Genomic DNA, 26853 nt, shown 5'->3' with positions numbered 1-26853 from the left:
CAGTCAGTTTCCTCCTAAAATACTACAAGACTCGTCTGACTTGTCCAATAAAGAAGCCATCAGTCTGGTATTGTTCTGGTGTGATAATAAGATAACCATCCTTGACAATATCTGCTTGTGTATGGTTCAGTTTTACTTGTTCAAAATTAGGATGACTTTGTAAAAATGCTTCGATGACTTGACGATTCTCCTCATCAAAAATAGTGCAAGTACTGTATGTTATTATACCACCTTTACGCAAGGTTTGACAAACACTAGACAATATCTCTAGCTGGATAGCTTGCAGAGCATTGAAATCTTGACTTTCTTTATTATATTTGATATCGGGTTTTCGACGAATCAAACCAATTCCTGAGCAAGGAGCATCCACCAAAATCTTATCAAAGGTATCCTTTTCAAAATGACGATGAACCTCTCTGGCATCTAGTTTTCTTGTCTCAATGTTATCAGCAACCCCTAAGCGATTAGCATTTTCCTTCACCAACTCTAGTTTATGATCATAGAGATCTAAGGCAATGACCTTACCTGTTTCTAAGTAAGAGGCTATATGAGAGGTCTTTCCACCTGGAGCGCTACATGCATCAAGAATTATGTCATCACCCTCAATGCTTAAAGTAGGGGCCACGAGCTGACTGCTTTCATCTTGAATGGTGATATCCCCATTTGCGAAATAATCACTGGCTGCAAAATGACCTGACGCTTTGGTTAAACCAGTTGCTGATAAAAGGGAACGCTCGGCATCTAAATCTTCAGCAATTTTCTCTAACTTCAAAGGGTCTGTCACGCGAATACTAGCCTTACTACGCACAAATAAACTTTCCATGATGGCCACTGATCTGTCAGAACCAAATTGATCTTCTAACTTTTTAACCAACCAAACAGGCAGTGAATACTTGACCGAATAATACTTATTTCGACGCTTAATTGTTCCCATATCTGGGAGAGGATGGCTGGTGAATTGACGTAAAATAGCATTGACAAACTTCTCTGCACCTTTTTTATTGCCACGATTTTTGGCAATACCAACCGCATCGTTAACAATGGCGTGCGCTGGTAACTTATCTAAATAAATCAGTTGATAAAGACTGAGCATAAGGAGATAATAAACCCATTTGTCCAATTTATCTCGGTCTTTGACATAATGGGCTAAATACCATTCCAAGCTAATTTTACGTGAAACGGTACCATATACAATCTCAGTTAATAGAGCCCTGTCCTTAGCAGATAAAGCTTTATTGCTTAGCTGCTGATTAAGCGCTATGTTTGTGTAAGCTCCCTGATCAAAAATATGTTCTAAGGTTAGAAGTGCTTTTCCTCGAATACTTATTTTCCAATTATCTGCCAATGAAATCACCCACTTCAAGTTTTCTACCAAGGCCATTTAAGAAATCTGCAATAGCCATTTTAGGTTTCCCCGCAGGTTGCACAACTAGCAATGACAGGGCTCCTTGACCAGCAGCTACCACTAACATATGTTTTGTTTTGGCAATAATTTCTCCTGGTTGTCCTTCCCCTTCAGCTAATTGAGCTTCATAAATTTTAAAACGTTGTCCGTCTAAAAAGGTATGCGCTACTGGCCAAGGGCTCATCCCCCGGATGTGGTTAAAGACCTCCCGAGCAGTTTTCGTCCAATCGAGTTGTTCTTGCTCTGGTGAGATGTTGGGTGAAAATGTCGCTTGGATGTGGTCTTGAGGAATAGGTTTTATCTCGCCAGAAAGGTAACCTGGCAAACTATCCAACAAGAGGTCACGGCCGACAAGAGCTAATTTTTCAAATAGAGTCCCCACATTATCGGTTTCAAGAATTGGCGTACTTGCTTTAGCCACCATATCACCAGCATCCATCTCTTTAACCATTTCCATGATGGTAACTCCAGCTTCTTTTTCCCCATTCATGATGGCATAGTGAATAGGTGCCCCACCACGGTACTTCGGTAACAAGGAAGCATGGACGTTGACAGCAAACGAAACAGCATCCAATAGCTTAGTCGGTAAAAATTGTCCAAAAGCTGCTGTGACAATGCCGTCAGCCCCGAGGCTCATGAGTTCTGCTAATTCTTGCGAACCTGATAATTTATTAGGTTGATAAACAGGCAAATCATAGGCATGTGCCAATTCTTTGACAGGAGTCATTTTGATTTCTTTTTTTCTGCCAACAGCACGGTCTGGCTGTGTCACAACCGCTAAAATCTCATAGTTAGGGTTTTCCAGTAGACCTTTCAATACAGTGGCTGAAAATTGGGGAGTCCCCATAAATAATAATTTTGTCATTAATATCCTCTTTTGTCTTTTTGTCATTATAACACGTTCATCCAATGAGCCAGTCGTAGCTAGCTTACATAAACTGTTGTGGTTCATGGTCAATAATTACTTTTAAATCCCGATTGCCAGCTTCTTGACTCCAGTCGAGAAGGCGATTGAGCGTGTCTTCCAAACGGTCTTCAAAGCGGTATTTCAAGATAATCTGATAGTGGTATAGGTTATGCGTCCGGGCAATGGGTTTCGGAGTTGGCCCTAATATCCTAATATTTTCTGATAACCCTTCTTTAAGGAGCCCCATCACTTGGTAAGCTTTTTTGACCACATCTTCTTCTGTATGATGGGAAAGTGTAATCCCCACAGTAAAATAATAAGGGGGGTAAGCCATCTGACGGCGAATCGCCATTTCATAACGGTAAAAGGCTTCAAAATCTTGTTTCTTAGCTAATTGAATAGCATAGTGATCGGGATTATAAGTTTGAATCAAGACTTCCCCTGGCTTATGGGCACGGCCTGCCCGACCAGCAACCTGTGTTAACAATTGAAACGTTTTTTCTGACGCTCGAAAATCTGGCAAATTTAAGGAGGTATCTGCATTTAGTACCCCAACCAGCGTTACATTTGGAAAATCCAACCCTTTGGCAATCATCTGAGTGCCTAATAAAATATCTGCCTGATGCTTCCCAAAACGATCTAAAATAGCCTCATGACTTCCCTTTTTTCGTGTAGTGTCCACATCCATCCGTAATATCCTAGCTTCTGGAATAACATCTTGTAGTTCGTCGAAAGCTTTTTGCGTCCCTGTTCCATAATAGCGGATACTATTACTACGGCACTCAGGACAAGCACGTGGGATAGTTTTTTGAAACCCACAGTAATGGCAATTCATGCTCTTGGTATCCATGTGAAGGGTTAAGGAAATGTCACAATTAGGGCACTTATCCACATAGCCACAATCCCGACACATGATAAAACTAGAGTAACCACGGCGATTTAACATCAAGACAACCTGCTCTTTTTTAGCCAGGCGATCTTTAATCTTATCAATTAAGTAAGGGGTAAAGTTACTAACGGTCTGCTGGCCAAGGTAATCTCGAAAATCAACAATTGTGACTTCTGGAATCTTAGCGAGAGGGTTGGCTCTTTTCGTTAATTGAATAAAATGATAGACACCCTTACTAGCCCTGGCTCGGCTTTCAATACTTGGCGTAGCAGAACCCATAACCACAACTGCTTGATGATGTTTGGCTCTGAGCAAGGCAACCTCTCTGGCATGGTATCGTGGATTACTTTCTTGTTTATAAGTTGATTCATGCTCCTCATCGATAATAATTGCACCAATACGTTCTAACGGGGAGAAAATAGCAGAGCGGGCGCCAACAACAACCTTAGCCTGACCTGTTTTTATCTTACGCCACTCGTCAAACTTTTCACCATCTGATAAGCCTGAATGCATAATAGCCACTTGCTTTCCGAAACGAGAAATAAAACGAGAGGTCATTTGAGGAGTCAACGAAATCTCCGGCACCAAAACAATGGCTGTCTTGTCCTGTTTTAAAACCGCTTCGATGATATGAAGATAAACTTCTGTCTTACCCGAACCTGTAATCCCTTCAATCAAGAAAGGTTTACTCGGTTTTCCAATTTGTTCAACAATATCAGTAACAGCTGACGCTTGCTGTGCATTTAAGGTTAAAAAAGAAGACGGTTTGACTTGGTCAAAATATGGCTCACTGCGATCAATTTGACGCTCATCAATACAAATTAAATTATTTGCCACAAAGTAAGCCACCACATCTCGAGAAAAGTCCTGATAAAGCATTGCAAGTTTAGCTTCCTTAGTATAGGTTAGCAGATAGTCTTTTAATAATTGACGCTTTTTGGCACGATTAGAGATGGGATGTGCCGCTAAGGCGTCTAAGTCGACGTGATAATATTTTTCGGTTTTTAGATTTTTCTTGTCTTTAGCTAAATAACTAACAGTAATATGCCCAACTTGTATAGCCTTAAGAGCTATTTTTTCCTTCTCGCGGTCTAAGGTAGAATATAAGACTGATGGTTTTCCTTCAAAAAGAAAGTCTCTATCAGCCTCTTCTAGACCTGGCTCTGGCCTTAGTTCTTTATCATAATTAGAGTTGAGAAGATTAGGAATCATTGCTTTTAAGAGCGTGATTTTATAAGAAAAAACTGTTTTTCGAAGCTGATCAGCAAGGGTCAATTGTTCTTGGTTTAGAACCGGTTCAGGATCTAAAACAGTCTGAATCATTTTAAGAGAGCTTGAATCTTCCTGACCAAAGCCAATAACAAACCCTTGCAACAAACGATTCCCCTTTCCAAAAGGAACATGCACACGAGACCCCAGCTGAACGAGGGAGACTAACTCTTTTGGAATACCATATGAAAAAGGCTTGTCCGTTTGCATCAAAGGAATATCCACAATCACATGAGCTACTTTTTCCATTTGCTTCTCCTTTCTGTCCCATTTGCCTAGGGAAATATGAAAAAATCTAAGATTTTATCAACCTTAGATTTTTTCTCCTTCTTCTTCTTTTTCTTTAGCAATTTGCTCTTTAATTTTACGCTCTTCTTCTTCTTTTGCCAAGCGTTCTGCTTCAATCTTTGCACGAACAGCTGCCCGTTTTGCTGAAGGATCTGGATGGATAACAACATTTCCTGACTCAATTTCTTCAAGGGCTTGAAGAGTTGATTTGACTGATTTAAAGCCTTGAGTCGGAGTTGCTCCTGCTTCTAATTCGTGGGCGCGTTTTGCTTGCAAAATCACAAGTGAGTATTTGGATGGAACTTTATCTAATAAAGTGTCAATGGAAGGTTTTAACATCATAACATTTGCTCTTTTCTATCGATCATCGAAAGTCTTTGTCGTTTTAATCATCTTGTCATAACGGCCAATAACGCGTTCAACACGGAAATGCTCCGTCTCAATAATGCGTTTCACACGCTCTGCCGCCAAAGGAACTTCATCGTTTACCACTGCGTAATCATATTCACGCATAAGGGCAATTTCTTCTTTAGCTCTTTCAATACGTTGCGCAATAACTTCTTGGCTATCTGTGCCACGTCCTACTAAACGATCTTCTAGTTCATCTAAATCTGGTGGGGTTAGGAAGATAAACACACCATCTGGCACTTTGGACTTCACTTGAAGAGCCCCTTGGACTTCAATTTCTAAAAAGACATCAATTCCCTTATCAAGAGTCTCATTAACATAAGTTAAAGGGGTGCCATAGTAATTGCCAACATATTCAGCATACTCTAGCATTTGACCATTTTTTATCAATTCTTCAAATTCTTCTCGTGTGCGGAAGAAATAATCAACCCCATCAACTTCACCTGGTCTTTGCGGACGAGTCGTCATTGAAACTGAATATTCAAATTTATGATCTGGCGTTGAAAAAATTTCTTGTCTCACCGTCCCTTTTCCCACACCTGATGGGCCAGAGAAGACGATTAACAAACCGCGTTCAGACATTATATTCTCCTTATTAATTGCTTTCTAATAGTTTATCAAAAAGGCTAGTCTTTTTCAAGAACATTTTCAAAGGCTAGTCATAAAGAAAAAGAGGATAATTCCTCTTTTTCTACTTGGCATAATCAACTGCTCGCATTTCACGAATAACAGTCACTTTAATGTTTCCTGGGTAATCTAAGTTGCTTTCAATCTTTTCTCTCACTTTGTGTGACAAAATAACAACTTGATCATCTGAGACTTTTTCAGGTTGCACCATGATACGGATTTCACGTCCTGCTTGAAGGGCAAAACTATTTTGAACCCCATCAAAGCTTGTTGCAATCTCTTCTAAGTCACGAAGACGCTTGATGTAATTCTCCATTGACTCATTACGAGCGCCTGGACGAGCCGAACTGAGGGCGTCTGCTGCAGCTACTAGCACAGCGATAACCGAATCTGGCTCCACATCTCCGTGGTGGCTAGCAATAGTGTTGACAACAACTGGATGTTCTTTGTATTTACGTGCAAATTCCATTCCAATTTCCACGTGACTACCTTCAACCTCACGGTCAATAGCTTTACCCATATCATGCAAGAAACCTGCACGACGGGCAAGGGCAACATTTTCCCCTAACTCACCAGCCAAAATACCAGCTAGTTTACCAACCTCAACAGAGTGACGTAGGACATTTTGACCAAACGAGGTACGGAATTGAAGACGTCCCATGATTTTGATCAAATCAGGATGAAGGTTTGGTGCCCCAATCTCATAGGCTGCAGCTTCACCGTACTCACGAATACGATTATCCATTTCAAGACGATTTTTCTCAACCAATTCTTCGATACGAGCTGGATGAATGCGACCATCTGCAATCAGAGATTCCAAGGTCATACGAGCAATCTCGCGACGAATAGGGTCGAATCCTGACAAGACAACCACCTCTGGCGTATCATCAATAATAACGTCAATACCAGTTAGACTTTCTAAGGTACGAATATTACGACCTTCACGTCCAATAATACGTCCCTTCATGTTATCATCTGGGAGGTGAACACTAGTGATGGTTTGTTCCGTCACATATTCACCAGCAAGACGTTGCATGGCTTGTGACAATAAATCTTTGGCTGTTTTGTCTGTTCTATCTTTGATGTCACGTTCGGCATCTCGAATACGAGTGGCAATCTCATGAGTCAGTTTATTTTCTGTCTCCATCAAAATCACTTCACGCGCTTCTGCAATTGTCATCGCAGCAACTTTTTCCAGTTCTGCTTTTTTCTCCTCTTCAAGTTTTTCCACTTGAAGTTGCCGCTCATCAATATGTTTAGATTTATCGGTCAGACTTTGTTCTTTACTATCCAGTACTTTTTCTTTACTTGATAGGTTTTCATCTTTACGGTCAAGAGTTAAGGAGCGCTCCGCTAAGCGTGTCTCTAGTTGCTTAAGCTCTTGTCTTTCAGATTTGAATTCCTGTTCAATCTCTTCACGATATTTTCTTGCCTCTTCTTTTGCTTCCAAAAGTAATTCTTTGCGATTTGCTTTACTTTCACGTTGAGCTGTTTTTTTGATGTGTTCAGCATCTACTTCTGCTTTTCCACGGATATCAACAGCATCTTGTTCAGCGTTTAAAAGAGTCAACTCTGCAGCTTCCTTCGCAGACTTGAGTCTAATCGAAATAAGTGCATAACCTAATATTAAACCAATGAGGGCAGAAACAATTAATAAAATAATATTAAACATGTTTGTACCTCAATATATTCTAGATTTCATTAATAGAAAGCCACCTCTTAGTTTATCATAAATTGAGCGTTTACACAATTGGTATTCTTTCTCACAAACCAAGCACTAGTTGCATTTTTAACTCTGTTATTTTGAAAATGACTGTAACAAATCATCCATAATAAATGATTCGACCTCGGAATAATTTTTTTTATGTAGACGGGTTAAAACCACTCTCCAAGAAATTGGCTGTTCCATAGGAATACATTTAATATCGTTTAACTGGTATAATTCTGTAATAGGTTTAGGACATATCGTTAAGATGTGATGGTTTATTTTCGTAGAGTTGAGCATAAAGTCCCAGGAAGAGGAAGTCAAAACAATATTAGGCCTAACTTGATGACGCTCACAGGCCTCCATCACTAAATGGTGGACCATAAAACTCGGATCGAACAAAGCCAGTTGTTCATTGGTTAAATCTTCCCAAGTGATGACTGTTTTAGACGCCAGATGATGTCGGGGTGATAAACACACCGCTAATTCTGATCGTTGAATTTCATAGGTTTCTACCATGTTATCAGGAATACCAGTTGGAGACAGTAAGACTGCAATATCAACATTTCCCACCAACAATTCATTTTTTAGTTGGTAGGCCCCTATTTCTTTGAGGTTAAATTGAATGCCAGGATTTTCTAAAATCAGTTTTGGCATTACTTCTGAAAAAACAACTGATAAAATAAGAGGGGGAATTCCGATATTAATAGTTCCCTTTAAACCTTTACTATGATCGTGTAATTTTAAAAACATATCATCATACATGTTTAAAATACGCTGAGCATCATTATAGTAGTTCTCACCCAAATAAGTAAGACCAATAATACGTCCCCTTTTGCGTTTAAATAGTTTAACATTTTCTCTTTTTTCAAAATCGTTAATCATCATACTCAGCGTTGGTTGAGAAACATATAGTAATTCTGCTGCTTGGCTGAGGTTAAAATGATTTTCAACAATGGCAATAAAATAACGAATTTGTTTAATATCCAAATAGGATTCTCCTTGTCTTATCAATTGCTTTTTCCGATATAATTACCTATATTATGACACAAGTAGATGTTAAATGCTATTGCCAACTCTATCAAAAAAATTTATATGCTTATAAAAATTCTATATTTTTATTTTTAGCGTTTTCTTGTTATCTTAGAAGTATAGAAAGCGCTTTCTAAAATTGAAAGGATGTTTATTTTATGAAAAACATAGTTATCGTTGAAGCTTTACGAACTCCTATCGGAGCTTTTGGAGGCTCCTTTAAAAGTGTCTCTGCTGTTGAACTTGGAACAACCGTACTGAAAAAAATCCTTGATAAAACGCAAGTAAAGCCTGAAATGGTTGATGAAGTCATCCTAGGAAACGTCCTTCATGCAGGCCTAGGACAAAATGTGGCAAGACAAGTTGCAGTCCACTCAGGAATTCCTGAAGATAAAACAGCTTTTACATTAGATATGGTTTGCGGTTCTGGACTTAAAGCAATCCAATTAGCTGCGCAAAGCATCATGCTTGGTGACGCTGATATCGTTATTGCTGGTGGTGTGGAAAACATGTCACAGGCAGCCTATGTATCAACTCAGCACCGTTTTGGACAGCGACTTGGTAATAGTCAATTGATTGATACTCTTGTTCATGATGGATTGACAGATGCTTTCAACAATTATCATATGGGTATCACTGCTGAAAACGTTGCTCAGAAATATGGCATCTCAAGAGAAGAGCAAGATCAATTTGCTTTAGAAAGCCAAGAAAAAGCTGCTAAGGCATTAGAAAATCATCGTTTTACTGACGAAATTGTCCCTGTCTCTGTGCCTCAACGACGCAAAGATCCTTTAATTGTTACGACGGATGAATACCCAAAAGTTGACACAAGCCTTGAAAAATTACAGCAATTACGTCCTGCTTTTCTCCCTAAAGAAGGAACCGTTACTGCTGGAAATGCCTCAGGAATAAATGATGGTGCAGCCTTATTGATGTTAATGACTGAAGAAAAAGCTCTTGAATTAGGGTTAACACCTTTAGTCACTATTGAAAGCTATGCTAGTGCAGGTGTTGCACCTGAACTGATGGGAACTGGACCAATTCCTGCCACTCAAAAAGCCCTTAAGAAAGCTGGATTAACAATTTCTGATTTGGACTTAGTGGAGTCCAATGAAGCATTTGCAGCACAGTCCTTGGCGGTTTTAAAAGATTTAAAATTAAACCCAGAAATCGTGAATGTGAATGGGGGAGCCATCGCTTTAGGTCATCCTATTGGTGCCAGTGGCGCTCGCATTCTAGTCACATTAATCCACGAAATGAAAAAACGCCAAGTGACCAGAGGACTAGCAACACTTTGCATTGGTGGAGGTCAAGGAACTGCTGTTATCGTGAAAAACAATACTTAGTCTCGTGAAAGTTGGTAAAAAAATGTGTAAAGAAATCACAATAAAAGAAGCGGTAGCTCACGTTAAAGACGGTGATACCATTATGGTTGGTGGCTTCATGACGAACGGCACACCAGAAAAATTAATTGATGCGCTTGTGGAAAAAGGTGTCAAAGACCTGACTTTAATCTGTAACGATGCCGGTTTTCCTGACAAAGGCGTGGGTAAAATGGTTGCCAATAAACAGTTTTCAACTATTATTGCTTCCCATATCGGTCTCAACCGTGAAGCGGGACGCCAAATGACTGATGGTGAAACAACTATTGACCTTGTTCCACAAGGGACACTTGCTGAGCGCATCCGCAGTGGCGGTTTTGGGCTAGGCGGTTTCTTAACACCTACTGGAATAGGAACCGAAGTTGCCAAAGGAAAAGAAGTTATTACTATTGATGGCAAAGAATACCTTCTTGAAACGCCTTTAAAAGCTGATGTGGCTCTTGTATTTGCTAACAAAGCAGATAAAAATGGTAATCTGCAATATGCTGGTTCTGAAAACAACTTTAACCATGTCATGGCAGCAAATGCGAAAACAACCATTGTTGAAGCAAGAGAAATCGTTGAGACTGGACAAATAGACCCAAACGTTGTCCACACTCCAGGCATTTTTGTCAATTATTTAGTGAAAGGATAAGACAATGGTCGTTACAGATACAATTCTTTCAAAAGAAGAAATTCAGACACGTATTGCAAAGCGTGTAGCTCAGGAACTTGAAAATAACACCCTTGTTAATTTGGGAATTGGCTTGCCGACCAAAGTGGCTAACTACATTCCCGAAGATGTCACCATCACCCTACAATCAGAAAATGGGTTTGTTGGGTTAACGGGGTTAACAGAAGATCATTTTGATCCTACAATCGTCAATGCAGGGGGACAACCTGTCGGAATCAATCCTGGAGGTGCCTTCTTTGATAGTTCAACATCATTTGGCATTATCCGAGGAGGACATGTTGCTGCTACTGTTTTAGGGGCCTTACAAGTCGACAAAGAAGCAAATATCGCTAACTACCTCATCCCTGGAAAAATGGTTCCTGGAATGGGAGGCGCTATGGACCTTTTGGTGGGTGCTAAAAAAGTCATTGTTGCAATGGAGCATACCAATAAGGGCAAAGCTAAAATTTTAGATAGCTGTTCCTTGCCTCTGACTGCAAAAGGGGTCGTTAACCTCATCATTACAGAAATGGGTGTCTTTGAATATCAGGAAGAAGGGTTATGTGCCCTTGAAATCCACCCTGACTACACTTTCGAAGAGGTTCAACGCGTGACGGAAGTAACTCTAATTGATAAAACAAACTAAAGACTAACCGAGAGAAAGACGAGGACATTATCATGACACATACTAAAGAAGTTGCATTTATCACTGGTGCTGCAAGCGGAATCGGAAAACAAATCGGGGAAACATTCTTAAAAGAAGGTAAAACGGTTGTCTTCTCAGATATTAATAAAGAAAAGCTAGATGAGGTAGTTGCAGAATACACCAATGAAGGTTACGATGCCTTTAGCGTTGTGTGCGATGTTACTAAAGAAGAAGCTATCAACTCTGCCATTGATACTGTTGTTGAAAAATATGGACGTCTTGATATTCTTGTTAACAATGCAGGCCTGCAACACGTTGCAATGATTGAAGACTTTCCAACTGAAAAATTTGAGTTTATGATTAAAATCATGTTAACAGCACCATTTATTGCTATTAAGCGTGCCTTCCCAACAATGAAAGCTCAAAAACATGGACGTATCATTAATATGGCATCCATTAATGGTGTCATCGGCTTTGCTGGAAAATCAGCTTATAATTCTGCGAAACATGGTCTAATTGGACTGACTAAGGTAACTGCCTTAGAAGCTGCTGATTCTGGAATCACTGTCAATGCTATCTGTCCTGGATACGTTGACACACCACTTGTTCGCGGACAATTTGAGGACCTTTCAAAAACAAGAAACATTCCACTAGAAAACGTTCTTGAAGAAGTGTTATACCCACTTGTACCACAAAAACGTCTCATTGACGTTCAAGAAATTGCGGACTACGTCTCATTCCTTGCTAGCGATAAAGCCAAAGGAGTTACTGGTCAAGCATGTGTTCTAGATGGTGGTTACACTGCCCAGTAATGTAAATTAACAAAATGACTAAATGGGACTAGATTCTGTACAATACATTTGGACTTATCAACTGAAGAGCCCAACCTCTGTGAGTGCGATCGATAACATCACACCTTTAGGCGAGTACAGGTCTAGCCCTATTTTCTTTAAGTTAATGTCAGCAAGGAGAAAAATCATTATGGAAATTATTGGTTCTCTAGGCGTCCTATTAGCCATTATAGCCATTATCTACTTCTCACTAAGAGAAATTAATATTTTAGTAGCTGCTCCTTTAGCAACTACTATTGTGATTATCTTTAATCAAATGAACCCCGTTGTTACCCTCCTAGGCAAAGCTCCTAACCAATATATGGGAGCCTTGTCTGGATATATTCTTAACTATTTTGCTGTTTTCCTATTAGGATCCATCTTGGCAAAATTAATGGAAGCTAGTGGCGCAACAACTGCAATTGCTAATTACATTTTAGAAAAAGTAGGACATGACAGTCCCTATAAAATCATGGTTGCGATCTTTGCTATCAGCTCTATTTTAACCTACGGAGGAATCAGCTTATTTGTAGTCATGTTTGCTGTGTTACCATTAGCACGTAGTCTTTTCAAAAAAATTGACCTCTCCTGGCACCTCATTCAATCTCCACTTTGGCTTGGAATTGCGACCTTTACGATGACAATCTTACCTGGAACACCCTCTATCCAAAATGTCATCCCCATCCAATACCTCAATACGTCTCTAACATCCGCTGCTATTCCCAGTGTCTTAGGAGCTATAAGTTGTGTTATCTTTGGTCTCTTTTATATGAAACACTGCCTCAATAAAAGCCTTGCAAAGGGTGAAACTTATGCCACCTATGCTTTAGATACTTCTGAGGTGATTGAAGAAAGAGAACTCCCTCAATTCTTACCAAGCATTGCCCCTCTTGCTTCTCTTATTGTCATTGCTTTAGCGGGAAGCATTTTGGGCAGCGAATTCGTGAAGAAAAACATTATCTACATTGCCCTACTTGTGGCTATTTTACTAGCCGTTGTCTTGTTTAAACGTTTCATTGCAGAACCTCTAAAAACAATTAACTTAGGAGCTGTAGCTTCCATCAGTCCCATTTTTGCTACTGGTTCTGCCGTTGCCTTTGGCTCTGTAGTGGTAACCTCTGTCGGTTTTAATGTTTTTTCAAAACTCATTTTAAACCTTCCAGGTAATCCTTTAATTAGTTTAACAGTTTTAACCTCTTCCATTACGGCTATCACTGGTTCTTCCTCGGGATCGTTAGGAATTGTTTTGCCAAACTTTGCTCAATTTTATTTGGATAAAGGGGTTGAGCCAGAAATGATTCATCGGGTATCTGCGATTGCGTCAAACATCTTTACAGTCGTTCCACAAAGTGGCGTCCTGCTCACTTTCTTAGCCTTAACAGGCTTGACTCATAAAACTGGTTTTAAAGAGACTTTTATATCTGTTGCCGGAAGCACTTCCATTGCTTTAGTCGTGATTATCCTTTCCAATATGATACTTCATTAAAGAAAGGCTTCCTACTTTCTTATCAAGAGCACTCCAGAGGGACCAGCCTAATAAAATAGTTTATCACTCACTAGGCTGAGACTGACTAGTGAGAAAAAGAATAGCCTACGCTAGTGCTTAACCTGTGGCCAATCTCCTCCACTTAGCTAAGCAAACGGCGTATAAAAACTACCAAAAAAGTCCAATGAAGGGCACTGCACCCCATTGGACTTTTTTTCGACGCTTCCATAACGTCTTATTTTTAAGAACTACTGATGACTTACCCAGACAATACATACTCTTTGAGTTTATTTAGTTTATCAAACTTCAACCAGTTTCATCCCTAGTCTTTTTATGTTATGATGAAAAGGTAACCATAAAGGAGATTGAAATGACAAAAGAAGTTATCGTCGAAAGTTTTGAACTAGACCACACTATTGTAAAGGCTCCCTATGTCCGCCTTATTTCTGAAGAATTCGGTCCAAAAGGTGATGTCATTACCAACTTTGACGTTCGCCTAGTGCAACCTAATTACAATTCCATTGAAACTGCCGGTCTGCATACTATTGAACACTTACTGGCCAAGCTAATTCGTCAGCGCATTGACGGCATGATTGACTGTTCACCCTTTGGATGCCGAACAGGCTTTCACCTGATTATGTGGGGGAAACATAGTTCAACCGATATTGCCCGCGTGATTAAGGCGAGCTTAGAAGAAATTGCAACTGGAATTACCTGGGAAGATGTTCCAGGAACAACCATTGAATCCTGTGGGAACTACAAAGACCATAGTCTTTTTGCTGCCAAGGAATGGGCTCAACTGATTTTAAGCCAAGGTATCTCAGATGATCCTTTTGAGCGTCACGTCATCTAACACCCGTGTCTTGCATAACAAGATAGCTTAGTGAATATCACAAAGACCAGCCACCTTTAAAAAGGTGACTGGTCTTTTTCGTATTATTGGTATTAGGAGATACTAGCTCTATTTTAATAGTCTAAAGCATCTGAGTGCCCTTTGGCATTTCCTACAAAATAACCGGTTTTGCAATTAATAGAGAAAAGATATGTCCCATCAGGCTTAAACATATTATAGTAACCATTGCCATTAATAATATTAACAGGCTCTAAAATATACTGATTGCCTGAGATGTACCCTCTTGCCTGTGAGGTAGCAACAATTTTCTCGAGAATCCCTGGATTAAAAGCCCAAGCAGGATTACCACTATCAGCAATAAGTGAATCGTTGTAAGGTACACGAGACAATTGTCTTTGAAGGCTTGCAGGGTTATAGGCCGTGATACCATAACCAGATGATGTAGCCGTTGCACTAGACGTCTGAGCTGCCGGTGCTTCTGTAGCCTGCTGTGCTTGAGCTGCTGCTTGGTCACTTGCCGCTTTCGCTGCTTCAGCCTTAGTTGCTAATTGTTGGCGACCTTCTGTAATACTTGCCTGTAAAGCAGCATCCAAGTTGGCATTTCCTGTTGTTAAAGTAGCACTTGATAAGTCATCAAAGTTAGCATCTGGCTTGACTTCGGCGGCAACCTTATTCCCATCTACAATAGCATCTGAAACAAATTTCCCATTGACAGCTGTAATCGCTGTGATTGCTTTTTTCAGCGCACCTACCTTTTCTTTTGCCTTATCATAATAACTAGAACCTTCTAGAGATTTCAGTGCTTTTTCTAACTCTGGTAAGTTTGTAAAAGCACTATTTTTTAGGTTGCTTTTTGTCGCATCCGTATAAAAGGCACTATATTTTTTCTCAAAAGCTTTGGCATCAGCCTTCAACTGCTGCGCTTTTTTAGAAGACGCTGTTTTTGAGGTCTGAGTTGTTAGACTACTTGCAGCATTGTTTGTCTTAGTATTATCTTGTTTAAGATAATTCCAGCCAAATACAGTAGCAAGGATGGCTAAGAGCAATAAAAGTAAGGCGATTAACCATCCTCTTTTTTGCCTTGGGTTGCTAGCATCAGTATCAGTAAAGAATTGTTCTCTTACAGGTTGTTCTTGTGTTACCTGAGGTTCTGGAATCGTCTTTTCAACTGGATCCGTTACAGGAACCATTGCTTCGACCGGAACACCTGTTGTGACTGCAGCAGCCTCCACAGAAGCCAATTCATCAGGGACACCCTCGCTTGAAGGCTCTGATAAGTCGGTAGCAGCTGGCTCATTCTCTACAAGATCGTCATCAACAAGACCAGCTTTACTCAACTCTTCTCGTTGCTTTTTGATAAAGTTATCTAAACTAGCTGTATCAAGCTCTGTGTACTTAGCATCAAACTTTTGAGAAGAAACTTCGTCACGGTGTTGCTTAATATACTTATCTAAAATGCTATCATCCTCAGTAACACCTGCTTTTATCTCTGACTCTTTGCGTACCGCTTCACCAACTGTCATTGACTTGGCTTCATTGAGTCCCAATGTTTGCGATTCTTTTGTTACTTCGACTTCTTTGCTTTCTTCTGACACGCTTATTACCTCTCTATATCAGATGTCGCTTTACCCGTTCCCCGTAAAATTGATATAAATCAACTCTTAGGGTACCGTTATAAAGTTTACGCTTCTTGTCAGCCGTCTGGCCGTATTTTTTTTCAAACTGTTCATCACTAGTTAGGATAAATTTACTCCATGTTTTCAAAGGAGCAAATGTTTGTCCCATTTCATTATACAAGATGTCTACTGCTTTGTCATCAAGCAACCGTTCCCCATAAGGAGGATTTGAGATAATCACTCCGTTAACCTTGTCTGTGCGGAAATCTTGAAGACGCATTTGCTTAAAGGTAATCACATCGGACAAGCCTGCTTCCTCAGCGTTACTTTTAGCAATCTCAATCATACGACCATCAATATCAAAGCCAGAAATATCCAATTCAGCATCATAGCGAGCCTCTTGTTCAGCCTCATCACGAACCTTTTGGATGATTTCCTTGTCGACCCAACTCCACTCTTCAAAAGCAAAGGAACGGTTAAAACCAGGGGCAATGTTCATTCCTATCAAAGCAGCCTCGATGCAAAACGTTCCCGATCCACAAGTGGGATCAACCAGAGGTTTATCTGGAAACCAGTTAGATAATGCCAAAATAGCGGCTGCCATATTTTCCTTGATCGGTGCTCCACCTTTTTGAACGCGATAACCTCGTTTAAATAAGCTAGATCCTGTGGTATCAATCATAACAGTAGCTTGGTCTTTTAAAATAGACACCTCGATATTAACAGTTGATCCAACTTCCTGCAGTGGGACTCCTTCTGGCCTATGGAAGTACTTTTGTAATTTTTTAACAACGGCCTTTTTGGTAATCGCTTGAACACTTGGCTCATTGTGCAGCTTTGACTTGACACACTTGGCTTTTGAGATTGGAAACTTAGCTCCTAGAGGGACATAATTTTCCCAATCCAAGGCAAAGACACCTTGAAACAGTTCCTCAAAGGTTCTAGCAGGAAACTGGCCGACGATAATTTTAACGCGGTCTGCTGCCCGTAACCAAAGGTTCGTTTTAGCAATAGCTTCTAAATCACCTTCAAAATAAACTTTTCCGTTTTCGACCTGACAGTCAAAACCTAGTGCCCTTACTTCTTTGCCAATAACAGCTTCCAATCCTGCTGCAGCAGTTGCCACTAATTTAAACGTTTCTTTCATAGTTCTCTTTCTTTTAAATCAAATAAAAGCTAGCAAGTGCTAGCTTAACCTATTATGCAATTTTCTATAAGCCATGTTTTGTTCCAGAAATGACTAGGTCTCATCTCTTTCGATAATCATCTGTCTACTGTCTAATGACAGTCAGGATAGCTTGTTCGTTTCCAACTATCCCATGCCCCTACCAAAGTTTGGGTTGCTAGCTTGAGGGGTTTACCGCGTTCCATTTTTTACGTTTCCATAAAAACTTCGTCACTGTGGCACTTTCAGAAGTACTTTGGCATATCCAAGGACTTAGCCATTTTCTTCGCCGTAATGTATAAGCACATCCCTAGGCTTATTTGTTCGCCTAGCACAATCACTACTGGCATCACAGCCAGTGCTAGCATGGACTTTCCTCATAGTATTGAAATACTACGCGATTATCCAAAAATTGCACAGTTTTAATTACTCAATAATTTGTTTACCAAAAACTTCTTTTTCCAATCGACTAATGCGTTTTAGAATGTCAAAATTGGTAGCTGACTGTGTCACGCGTGTTGGTTGTGGCATGGTCTGCTGAGAAGTAGCCGCCACTGTGTTCCTAGCTTGAAATTTAGCTTTTTTCAAAGCTTCGTTCTCAGCTTTTAAAGCTTCAATCTGGGCACTAAAATTCTCATAATCTTTGATAACGTTGTCAAGAAATTCATCGACTTCCTTCTTATCGAACCCTCTCATACTAGTCTTAAACTCTTGCTCAAAAATGTCCTTTGGACTATAAATAATACCTGTCATTCTATGCTCTCCATACGGTCAATCTTTTTACTAAACTACGATTTAGTATCATTATTAATGATACAGAAAAATGGCTTAAAAAGCAAGTATTTAAATACCAATCCTTATTAAAAATGCATTACTATTCTTCTACAATCTCATTTAAGCGTTCAAAGGTCAGAAAGGATAAGTCATAATCTGGAAGCTGTTTCATTTTTGCAACCAAGTATTTAAGATTGGTTTCATGTTCTGTATCATAAAAAACATAGGCTCCTTCTGTATTTGCTAATAAAAATTGATGATAGGAGCTAAATTGTTGTGGATTTTCATAAGTTGGAAAGCTATATTTGACAAAATCTACCGCTTTAAATTGGCTTAATAGTTCCTGATTTTGTTCATTCCAGTTATTTCCATGGGTTTCAAAAGGAAATATAGTTGCCACTTGTAAAGGGTACTCTGTTTTCAGGTCGTTCACAACCTCCAATGCCCACTGTTCAAATCCTAAATTTCCTGTAAAAATGAACCAGTCCACTCCTTCTTCCAAGTAATTGATTAGGTCTTTGCGAATAGCTGTTTTTATCATCGAAATCCGCTGGTCTTTGGAACTAAAAATTCCCAGCTCAAAGCTTCGATAACCCGTTATCAGAATTGCAGTCATTCAGTGTTATCCTTTCAAAAAATATGTTATAATGAGAATGCTTAAATTTTTAGCATTAAGTAGATGATGTTAGGAGAACAATGGTCAACTACCCTCATAATCTTATTCGACAAAAAGCACCTTCCGTGCCAAAGCAATCAAAACAAAATAAGGTAGATTTTGCCAATCGAGGCATGTCTTTTGAAGCGGCTATCAACGCGACAAATGATTATTATTTGTCGCGGCAAATTGCTGTTATTCATAAAAAACCTACCCCCATCCAAATTGTCAAAGTGGATTACCCTAAGCGCAGTCGTGCGAAAATCATTGAAGCGTACTTTAGACAAGCTTCAACGACAGATTATTCTGGGGTTTACAAGGGGCATTATATTGATTTTGAGGCCAAGGAAACCAGACAAAAAACAGCCATGCCTATGAAAAATTTTCATCTCCATCAGATTGAGCACATGGCAGCTGTTGTGGAACAAAATGGAATTTGCTTTGTCTTACTTCACTTTTCAACACTGAAAGAAACCTACTATCTGCCTGCTCGGGCTCTTATTGCTTTTTATCAGATTGATAAGGGGAACAAATCAATGCCCCTCGATTATATCAGAAAACATGGCTTTAAGATAGTTATTGGAGCCTTTCCACAAGTCCCTTATCTAGACATAATAGAACAAAATTTTTTAGGCGGTGATTACAATTAAAAATCCAAAAATCCTTAAATGGCTAAAATATGTACTCGGTGCTGTCCTTAGCCTTATCATTCTTGTTATTATTATTGGTGGTCTTTTATTTGCCTTCTATATTAGTAGCGCTCCCAAACTATCAGAAGCTGAGTTGAAATCAACCAACTCTAGTTTGGTCTATGATGGCAATAACAATCTGATCGCTGATTTAGGCTCTGAAAAACGCGAAAATGTGACGGCTGATAGTATTCCAATCAACTTGGTCAATGCTATCACTTCAATTGAGGACAAACGTTTCTTCAATCACCGCGGAGTTGACCTTTATCGTATTTTTGGTGCTGCTTTCCATAATTTAACCAGTAAAACTACACAAGGTGGATCAACTCTGGACCAGCAATTGATTAAATTAGCTTATTTCTCAACCAATGAGTCAGATCAAACCTTAAAACGTAAGGCCCAAGAAGTTTGGCTTGCCCTTCAAATGGAGCGTAAATACACCAAACAAGAAATCTTGACGTTCTATATTAATAAGGTTTATATGGGAAATGGGAACTATGGTATGTTAACTGCTGCGAAGTCCTACTATGGTAAAGATCTCAAAGATCTATCGTATGCTCAGTTGGCCTTATTGGCTGGTATTCCACAAGCTCCAAGTCAATATGACCCTTATACACAGCCTGAAGCAGCTCAAAACCGTCGTAATGTCGTGCTACAACAGATGTACATGGAAAAAAACATTACGAAAGCTGAGTACGAAGCCGCTCTTGCCACTCCTGTAGCTGACGGTCTTCAACCCCTTCAACAACGCTCGACCTATCCAAAATACATGGATAATTACTTGAAACAAGTCATCGGCGAGGTTAAGAAGGAAACCAATAAAGATATTTTTACCTCTGGACTAAAAGTTTATACTAATATTATTCCAGAAGCGCAACAAACCCTCTACAATATCTATAATTCCGAAGACTACGTTTATTATCCAGATAAGGATTTCCAAGTGGCTTCAACGATTGTCGATGTGACCAATGGCCATGTGATTGCCCAATTAGGTGGTCGTAACCAAGACGAAAATGTTTCTTTTGGAACCAACCAGGCTGTCTTAACAGACCGCGACTGGGGTTCTACCATGAAACCCATAACCGATTACGCTCCCGCTATTGAATCCGGTGCCTATAATTCAACGGCCCAATCTACGAACGACTCTGTTTACTACTGGCCTGGCACAACAACTCAGTTATACAACTGGGATCGCAAATACAACGGCTGGATGACTATCCAATCCGCCTTAATGCTCTCACGTAACGTCCCAGCGGTTAAAGCCCTTGATGCAGCTGGCCTTGACTATGCTCGTTCTTTCCTAAGCGGACTTGGTATTAACTATCCTGAAATGCATTATTCAAATGCGATTTCAAGTAATAATAGCAGTTCAGAAGCTAAATATGGAGCAAGCAGTGAAAAGATGGCTGCTGCTTACGCTGCCTTTGCAAATGGTGGTATTTATTATAAACCACAATATGTCAATAAGATTGAATTTAGCGACGGAACAAGTAAAGTCTTTGAAGAAAAAGGCAAACGTGCAATGAAAGAAACAACTGCCTATATGATGACAGACATGCTGAAAACCGTTCTTACTTACGGTACCGGTACTGCTGCTGCCATCCCTGGAGTTGCTCAAGCTGGTAAAACAGGTACCTCTAACTATACCGATGAGGAACTTGCTAAAATTGGTGAAAAATACGGTCTTTATCCAGACTATGTCGGTACCATGGCACCAGATGAAAACTTCGTTGGCTACACTAACCAATACGCTATGGCCGTCTGGACTGGTTACAAGAACCGTCTTACTCCAGTTTACGGGTATGGGTTAGAAATTGCTGCAGATGTTTACCGCAACATGATGACATACTTGACAAATGGTTATAGTGAAGACTGGACCATGCCAAGTGGACTCTATCGTAGTGGAGGATTCCTCTACTTAAGTGGTACTTATGCAAGCAACAATGATTACACTAATTCAGTGTACAATAACCTCTATGGTAACAACACGTCAACATCTTCAAGCCAGTCCTCTTCAGATAACTCAACTGATGCAACTGATGCCAACACTTCAACAAATACAGAAAATGGAGCTGAGCATTCCGCTAACGAAGATAAAAAAACAAACCATTAACCTCAAAAACCTTTCGGCTACTAGACCGAAAGGTTTTTTTACTGTATTACGCTAAGGCTCCCATTGGGTCCCATGGTGCTAGAACTTTTGCTTCGGCTTCATAGGCCGCTAATTCCTCTGCACTTAGGAACTCTTTGCGAACAACGATTTGATAGGTATAGTTGTCCATCCAAGCATCGGAAGCGACAAAGTAACCTTTGTCTCCAACTTTATCTCCCCACGAATTTTCAACTTTCCATTTTAATGGTTTTCCAGTCTCATCTAAATCTACACCTGTTAAAACCATCGCATGTGTCATCAAACTTTCACTGTAATCTAAACGCCCTGCCTTATCTTGGCTTAAGGTGATGTCCATACTAGCTTCAAAATCATAGGTATTTGTTGCTAAAATCCCCTTTTGACGATCTGAAACTTGACCCACATCAGAGCCAAACCAAACAGACTCTCCTGCTTGTAGCTGTTTGATAGCAAGCTCTTTAAAGCGTTCCATCTCTACATTGAGGTAGCGAACCTCACGGCTTCCTACCACATTGCCTAGCATATCAACGGTATAAGATTTGCCATAAGGTTTATCGGCAGTTGGGGCATTGATGACAGATACATAATCAGATAACTTTAAGCCAACAAATTTATCGTAAAAAGCTTGAGGGGTCAATGCTTTTTCAAGATGATACTCATCATCCTTGTCACGGTAAGCAAAGTCAAATTGACGCGGTGGCAAGCCCAAGGTCATGGCTAAAAAGTTAAAAATCTCTTGAAGAAGCTCTGCTTTTCGATCCTCAACTTGTTGGGTATTAGCACCTGAAGCAATCAAATCACGAAGAATTTGAGCATCTTGTCGCAACAGTTTGTTCAAATATTGGTTTAGCTCACGACTGTTGCTTGAAGCAATAGACTCTGGGTAAACGGATTTTGGCACAACTCCATATTTTTCAAATAAGGATACCACCATATCCCACTGTCCTCCGTCTTGTTGAGGAACATCTAAAAGAAATGCCACCTTTCGACTAGTCAAGTCTTGATCAGCTGTTGCAATAACCTGCTCCATAAACCAGTTAGCTTTTTCATACTTATCCCAAAAGAAGGTATGTGCTTGTGAGAGTTCGAAGTTTTCTAATTTAAACTCTGTGATTAATTTGTGTCGGAAGGTGTTCAAAGCGGCAAACATCCAGCAACGACCTGATGCTTTTTGGTTAGACACCTTGTCTTTGGTTAAATCAATAGAGAAGACAAAGTCATTGTCCACTTCACTTTGACGTGTTTCCAATGATTTCAACAAGCCATTGTGGGTAACAGCATTTTCAATAGCTGAAAATTTGGCACTGGCTTCGTAATTAGCAAATAGTTGTTCTGTAAATGTCTCTGTTAATGCTGACATTCGTGTCCTCCTAAAATCATAAGATTAAACCCAGTTGAAAGAAAATTAGCAATCGGGGGCAACCTAGCTAATTTCAATCTAAAGGATTACTTCTATTATAGACCTTATATGATTTTGTTCAAGAAAAAAGTTAGGCTAACCTAACTTTTTTGTGTTTTTTTAAAGAACCTTCTTTTTGGATCATTTCCAAAAGTCATCAAAGATGGTAATTGGCAGGTGGCGCTTGTGTTGCCCTTTATGCCACCATTTTTCAATAGTTGCTTGAGCTGCTTCGGAAATCAGCTTCCCTTCCAAATAGTCGTCGATTTCTTGATAGGTAACTCCGAGGGCAACCTCGTCAGCCAAGCCTGGTTTTTGATCTTCTAAATCAGCTGTTGGAACTTTTTCATACAAAGCAGAATCCGCTCCTAAAACCTGTAAGAGTGCCTTCCCTTGACGTTTGTTAAGCCTAAAGAGAGGAAGAATATCTGCTCCACCATCACCAAATTTAGTAAAGAAACCAGTAATGTTCTCTGCCGCATGATCCGTTCCAATAACAGCACCAGCCATTTGGCCAGCAATGGCATATTGACTGATCATCCGCTGACGTGCTTTGATATTACCTTTATTAAAATCAGAAATCTCAATGCCTGCTGCTTGTAGAGCCTCTACTTGACCATCAACAGCTGCCTTAATATTAATAGTCAGTGTTTGGTCTGGCATGATAAAAGCCAAGGCTTTTTGCGCATCTGCTTCATCAGCCTGAACCCCATAAGGCAAACGAACAGCTATAAATTGGTAAGCTTGATCACCTGTTTCCTCCCGTAACTCTGCAATGGCCATCTGGGCTAGCTTTCCTGCGAGGGTAGAATCCTGACCACCAGAAATGCCTAAGACATAAGTTTTCAAAAATGAGTGCTTACGCAGATAAGCTTTTAAAAAATCAACAGTTTTTCGAATTTCTTCTTTCGGATCAATGCTAGCCTTGACGCCTAATTGTCGAATTATTTCTTCTTGTAAGGTCATGTCATTCACTCTTTCCATAAGCATCTTTGCGAATTTTATCAATTAAGGCCATCTTGTTTTGCCACACATCAAGGGCTAAGTCTACTGGGTAGTCTTGAGGATTTAAGACACGCTTGTATTCATCCCAAAGTTTGTCAAATTCTTTTTTAGCATAGGTCTTAATTTCTGATAAGGTTGGTAACTGGTATACCAATTTACCTTTCACAAAAATATCAACCAGAAGAGGAACCGCATCAAATTCTTTAACGGTTTTCTTAATATAGGTATAGGTCGGATGGAACATCTCAATCTCAGTTAATTCATTGACATTAATATCAGTAAACGTGATATAGTCGCCTTCTGATTTGCCTTTTTCACGACTGGTGATGCGCCAAACTTGTTTTTTACCTGGTGTGGATACTTTTTCTGCATTATTTGATAATTTGATCGTATCACGCATGCTACCATCTTCTTGCTCAATAGAGACAATCTTATAAACAGCGCCTAAGGCAGGCTGATCATAGGCTGTGATTAATTTGGTCCCAACACCCCAAACATCAATCTTAGCCTTTTGCATTTTTAAGTTAAGGATGGTATTTTCATCGAGGTCATTGGAAGCATAAATCTTAGCCTGAGTAAAACCGGCATCGTCTAACTGCTGACGAACTTTTTTCGAGAGGTAAGCCAAGTCCCCAGAATCCAAACGAACTCCTAGGAAATTGATTTTATCTCCCATCTCTTTGGCTACTCGAATAGCTGTTGGGACTCCCACTTTAAGCGTGTCATAGGTATCAACAAGAAACACACAATCTTTGTGGGTCTTAGCATAAGCCATGAAAGCATCATAATCATTACCATAGGCTTGCACTAAAGCATGAGCATGCGTACCTGAAACAGGGATACCAAAGCGTTTACCTGCCCTCACGTTACTTGTTGCATCTGCTCCGCCAATCATCGCTGCGCGCGTTCCCCAAATCGCAGCATCTAGTTCCTGTGCACGACGGGTGCCAAATTCCAAAAGGGGCTCATCCTCAATCACAGAACGAATACGAGCAGCCTTTGTAGCAATCAAGGTCTGGAAGTTAACAATGTTTAAAAGAGCTGTTTCGACCAACTGACACTGACCTAGAGGGCCTTCTACTTGCACAATCGGCTCATTAGCAAAAACCAAATCTCCTTCTTTAGCTGAACGGATGGTCAATTCTAATCGTAACTCTTTAAGGTAGGTCAAAAAGTTTTCCGGATAACCAAGTTCTTCAAGGTAAGCTAAATCTGTTTCTGAAAATTGAAATTGCTCTAGGTACTCCACCATGCGCTGTAAACCGGCAAAAACAGCATAACCATTGTTGAAAGGTTCCTTGCGGAAATAGACTTCAAACACCGCATGACGATTATGAATGCCCTGCTCAAAATAAACTTGCATCATATTAATCTGATATAAATCAGTATGGAGTGTTAAACTATCATCTTTATACATAAAGGGGACTCCTTTGAATTATTGTTACTATTATAACATATTTTAAAAAAGGCTCTTGGACTAGGGTTTAGAAATATCTTGAGTTATCGTTAAAGTAAAAAAGAACTGATCCATCATGACACTCTCAAATAAGGAAGAGTTAATGGACTCAGTTCTATATCGCTAACTATTATTTAAATTTGACATTGCTATAAATCCCAAAAACAATAATCCAAATCGTTGCTCCAATGGCACCAATATAGGTGGATTCTTGTAAGAAAAGAGAGATAAAGACAAAGGCAAAGAAAGCAAGGGTCAAAGGCGTTGTCAACTTATATTTTGGCATCAAATAACCATCTGCCATAAAGTCCTTAGATTGACGGTACTTCCAGTGAGCAATCATGGTTAAGGCGTAGATAGCAATGTATACACCTGACGAAGATGCCGTAATGAGTGAGAACGCATCTGCAACTCCTGGTAGGATATTAATCAAAGCTGAGATACCAACCACAACCGCTGAAGCAATAATGGCACGACTTGGCACCCCTTGTCGAGATAAAGTGTCAATCTTTAAGCGATTGGTCAAGGCATTTGGAGTCTCATTAGCAATTTGATAGAGATGACGACCGGTTGAATAAAGGGTTGAGTTAAGCGCTGACGCTGCTGACGTTAAGACCACAAAGTTAATCAAGGCTGCTGCCCATTTAATACCAATCAATTTGAACACCATCACAAAAGGAGATTCATCAACTGGTAACTGATGCCATGACACAATTGCCATAATAGAGACCAAGGCTCCCACATAAAAGATCACAATGCGGGTTGGAATTTCTTGAATAGCCTTTGGTAGAACTTTTCTTGGGTTAGCCGTTTCAGAAGTGGTAATCCCCACAAATTCGATAGCTTGATAAGCAAAGAAAACCATTTGGAAGGCCATAAAGAACTTCAGCTTTCCATTCGGAAACATGGAAAAATGATCAAAAATATTGGAAAGGCTAGCATGGCCTGTATGGGTTTCAAAACCCGTTAAAACCATGAAAATAGCTGTTGCAATCAAAGCCAAAATAGCTACAATCTTAATCATGGCAAACCAAAATTCAGTTTCCCCAAAGACGCGCACAGCAATTAAGTTGATCGAGCTAAGTAAGACTAAGAAAACCAACTGAATCAACCAGGCTGGCCAGTTTGGAAACCAAAATTGCACATAGGAACCAACAGCGGTGATTTCTGCCATGCCTATAAAAATTAAGGAAATCCAATAAGATAGACCTGAAAAATAACCCCATCCCGGACCAATATATTTGGTGATAAAATTGATAAAGGTGTGTTGATCTGGATCATAATAAAGCATTTCGCCGATGGCACGCATCATCATGAACATGAAGGCACCTGTAATCATATAAACGAAAATGATAGACGGCCCTGTCAAGGCAATAGAGCGGCCTGCTCCTAAAAAGAGACCTGTTCCAATCGTTCCTGCAATCGCAATTAGTTGAACATGACGATTTTCTAAGCCCCTTACCATTCCATTTTCTAGTTCGTTATTGTCTTTCTGATCTTTTGTAGACATCATAAACTCCATTCACTAAAATACTACTTATTATATCCTTTTTTCAGAAAATTTTCAACATTTATCTAAGGGAG

23 protein-coding genes and 1 other RNA gene are annotated in these 26853 nt (G+C 39.8%); 8 read left to right on the top strand and 16 right to left on the bottom strand.

Annotation, left to right across the window (positions count from 1 at the left end; all coding sequences use genetic code 11):
- Positions 1-22: 22 nt before the first annotated feature.
- The 7 genes from rsmB to ACYTR8_RS04185 all read right to left on the bottom strand — a co-directional run bounded on the left by rsmB (position 23) and on the right by ACYTR8_RS04185 (position 8488).
- Entirely contained in the window at positions 23-1345 is a 1323-nt protein-coding gene (gene rsmB / locus ACYTR8_RS04215; RefSeq protein ID WP_269760857.1) for a 16S rRNA (cytosine(967)-C(5))-methyltransferase RsmB, read from the bottom strand.
- Entirely contained in the window at positions 1335-2270 is a 936-nt protein-coding gene (gene fmt / locus ACYTR8_RS04210; RefSeq protein WP_479641714.1) for a methionyl-tRNA formyltransferase, read from the bottom strand. Before fmt ends, rsmB begins: the two co-directional genes overlap by 11 nt.
- A 64-nt stretch (positions 2271-2334) precedes the next feature.
- On the bottom strand, positions 2335-4719 hold the full coding sequence (locus ACYTR8_RS04205) for a primosomal protein N' (RefSeq protein ID WP_479641713.1): 2385 nt from the start codon (positions 4717-4719) through the stop codon (positions 2335-2337).
- A gap of 63 nt (positions 4720-4782) precedes the next feature.
- A complete protein-coding gene (gene rpoZ / locus ACYTR8_RS04200; protein ID WP_003056768.1) occupies positions 4783-5100 on the bottom strand; it encodes a DNA-directed RNA polymerase subunit omega in 318 nt (105 codons plus the stop codon).
- Between the two features lie 15 nt (positions 5101-5115).
- On the bottom strand, positions 5116-5748 hold the full coding sequence (gmk, locus tag ACYTR8_RS04195) for a guanylate kinase (RefSeq protein ID WP_126427057.1): 633 nt from the start codon (positions 5746-5748) through the stop codon (positions 5116-5118).
- 109 nt (positions 5749-5857) lie between these two features.
- Positions 5858-7465, bottom strand: a complete 1608-nt coding sequence (locus ACYTR8_RS04190; RefSeq protein ID WP_111717301.1) for a ribonuclease Y — start codon at positions 7463-7465, stop codon at positions 5858-5860.
- A gap of 126 nt (positions 7466-7591) precedes the next feature.
- Entirely contained in the window at positions 7592-8488 is an 897-nt protein-coding gene (locus ACYTR8_RS04185) for a LysR family transcriptional regulator (RefSeq protein WP_111717303.1), read from the bottom strand.
- A gap of 200 nt (positions 8489-8688) precedes the next feature.
- On the opposite strand from ACYTR8_RS04185, the gene ACYTR8_RS04180 reads away from it, so the two are divergent.
- The 6 genes from ACYTR8_RS04180 to ACYTR8_RS04155 all read left to right on the top strand — a co-directional run bounded on the left by ACYTR8_RS04180 (position 8689) and on the right by ACYTR8_RS04155 (position 14379).
- A complete protein-coding gene (locus ACYTR8_RS04180; RefSeq protein ID WP_479641712.1) occupies positions 8689-9876 on the top strand; it encodes an acetyl-CoA C-acetyltransferase in 1188 nt (395 codons plus the stop codon).
- 22 nt (positions 9877-9898) lie between these two features.
- A complete protein-coding gene (locus ACYTR8_RS04175) occupies positions 9899-10546 on the top strand; it encodes a CoA transferase subunit A (RefSeq protein ID WP_111717945.1) in 648 nt (215 codons plus the stop codon).
- 4 nt (positions 10547-10550) lie between these two features.
- Positions 10551-11210: a 3-oxoacid CoA-transferase subunit B gene (locus ACYTR8_RS04170; protein WP_111717308.1), complete on the top strand. Its 660-nt coding sequence runs from the start codon at positions 10551-10553 to the stop codon at positions 11208-11210.
- Positions 11211-11242: 32 nt separating this feature from the next.
- On the top strand, positions 11243-12022 hold the full coding sequence (locus ACYTR8_RS04165; RefSeq protein WP_115246330.1) for a 3-hydroxybutyrate dehydrogenase: 780 nt from the start codon (positions 11243-11245) through the stop codon (positions 12020-12022).
- A gap of 169 nt (positions 12023-12191) precedes the next feature.
- Complete coding sequence (locus ACYTR8_RS04160; protein ID WP_111717312.1) at positions 12192-13526, top strand: GntP family permease; 1335 nt, start codon at positions 12192-12194, stop codon at positions 13524-13526.
- A 370-nt stretch (positions 13527-13896) separates the two neighbouring features.
- Entirely contained in the window at positions 13897-14379 is a 483-nt protein-coding gene (locus ACYTR8_RS04155; protein ID WP_111717314.1) for an S-ribosylhomocysteine lyase, read from the top strand.
- Positions 14380-14492: 113 nt separating this feature from the next.
- Here the strand turns inward: ACYTR8_RS04155 and ACYTR8_RS04150 are convergent, their stop codons facing one another.
- The 5 genes from ACYTR8_RS04150 to ACYTR8_RS04130 all read right to left on the bottom strand — a co-directional run bounded on the left by ACYTR8_RS04150 (position 14493) and on the right by ACYTR8_RS04130 (position 18550).
- Positions 14493-15974, bottom strand: a complete 1482-nt coding sequence (locus tag ACYTR8_RS04150; protein WP_479640331.1) for a cell division site-positioning protein MapZ family protein — start codon at positions 15972-15974, stop codon at positions 14493-14495.
- Positions 15975-15987: 13 nt separating this feature from the next.
- On the bottom strand, positions 15988-17142 hold the full coding sequence (locus ACYTR8_RS04145) for a THUMP domain-containing class I SAM-dependent RNA methyltransferase (protein ID WP_111717319.1): 1155 nt from the start codon (positions 17140-17142) through the stop codon (positions 15988-15990).
- Positions 17143-17204: 62 nt separating this feature from the next.
- Positions 17205-17573, bottom strand: an RNA gene (gene rnpB, locus ACYTR8_RS04140) — RNase P RNA component class B.
- A 13-nt stretch (positions 17574-17586) separates the two neighbouring features.
- Positions 17587-17913 carry a cell division regulator GpsB gene (gpsB, locus tag ACYTR8_RS04135; RefSeq protein WP_003052194.1) on the bottom strand — a complete coding sequence of 109 codons (327 nt, stop codon included), beginning with the start codon at positions 17911-17913 and terminating at the stop codon, positions 17587-17589.
- A 121-nt stretch (positions 17914-18034) separates the two neighbouring features.
- Positions 18035-18550 (bottom strand): SLOG family protein, encoded by a 516-nt coding sequence (locus ACYTR8_RS04130; RefSeq protein ID WP_138126258.1) that lies wholly within the window; start codon positions 18548-18550, stop codon positions 18035-18037.
- Between the two features lie 80 nt (positions 18551-18630).
- Here ACYTR8_RS04130 and recU point away from each other — a divergent pair, with 80 nt between their 5' ends.
- Entirely contained in the window at positions 18631-19239 is a 609-nt protein-coding gene (gene recU / locus ACYTR8_RS04125) for a Holliday junction resolvase RecU (RefSeq protein WP_003060942.1), read from the top strand.
- The gene (pbp1a, locus tag ACYTR8_RS04120; protein ID WP_269760595.1) at positions 19226-21391 is read left to right on the top strand and encodes a penicillin-binding protein PBP1A; all 2166 of its coding nucleotides are present in this window, start codon (positions 19226-19228) and stop codon (positions 21389-21391) included. Before recU ends, pbp1a begins: the two co-directional genes overlap by 14 nt.
- A gap of 46 nt (positions 21392-21437) precedes the next feature.
- Here the strand turns inward: pbp1a and pepC are convergent, their stop codons facing one another.
- The 4 genes from pepC to ACYTR8_RS04100 form a co-directional block, all read right to left on the bottom strand.
- On the bottom strand, positions 21438-22769 hold the full coding sequence (gene pepC, locus ACYTR8_RS04115) for an aminopeptidase C (RefSeq protein ID WP_479640332.1): 1332 nt from the start codon (positions 22767-22769) through the stop codon (positions 21438-21440).
- A 180-nt stretch (positions 22770-22949) separates the two neighbouring features.
- Positions 22950-23774 (bottom strand): ammonia-dependent NAD(+) synthetase, encoded by an 825-nt coding sequence (nadE, locus tag ACYTR8_RS04110; RefSeq protein ID WP_111717328.1) that lies wholly within the window; start codon positions 23772-23774, stop codon positions 22950-22952.
- 1 nt (position 23775) lies between these two features.
- Positions 23776-25230, bottom strand: coding sequence for a nicotinate phosphoribosyltransferase (locus ACYTR8_RS04105; protein ID WP_111717330.1), 1455 nt, complete (start codon positions 25228-25230; stop codon positions 23776-23778).
- A gap of 169 nt (positions 25231-25399) precedes the next feature.
- Positions 25400-26779, bottom strand: coding sequence for an amino acid permease (locus ACYTR8_RS04100; protein WP_479641711.1), 1380 nt, complete (start codon positions 26777-26779; stop codon positions 25400-25402).
- Between the last annotated feature and the right edge of the window lie 74 nt (positions 26780-26853).

It is taken from the genome of Streptococcus sp. F2 (assembly GCF_056500955.1).
This window is presented reverse-complemented; position numbering and strand designations above follow the sequence as displayed.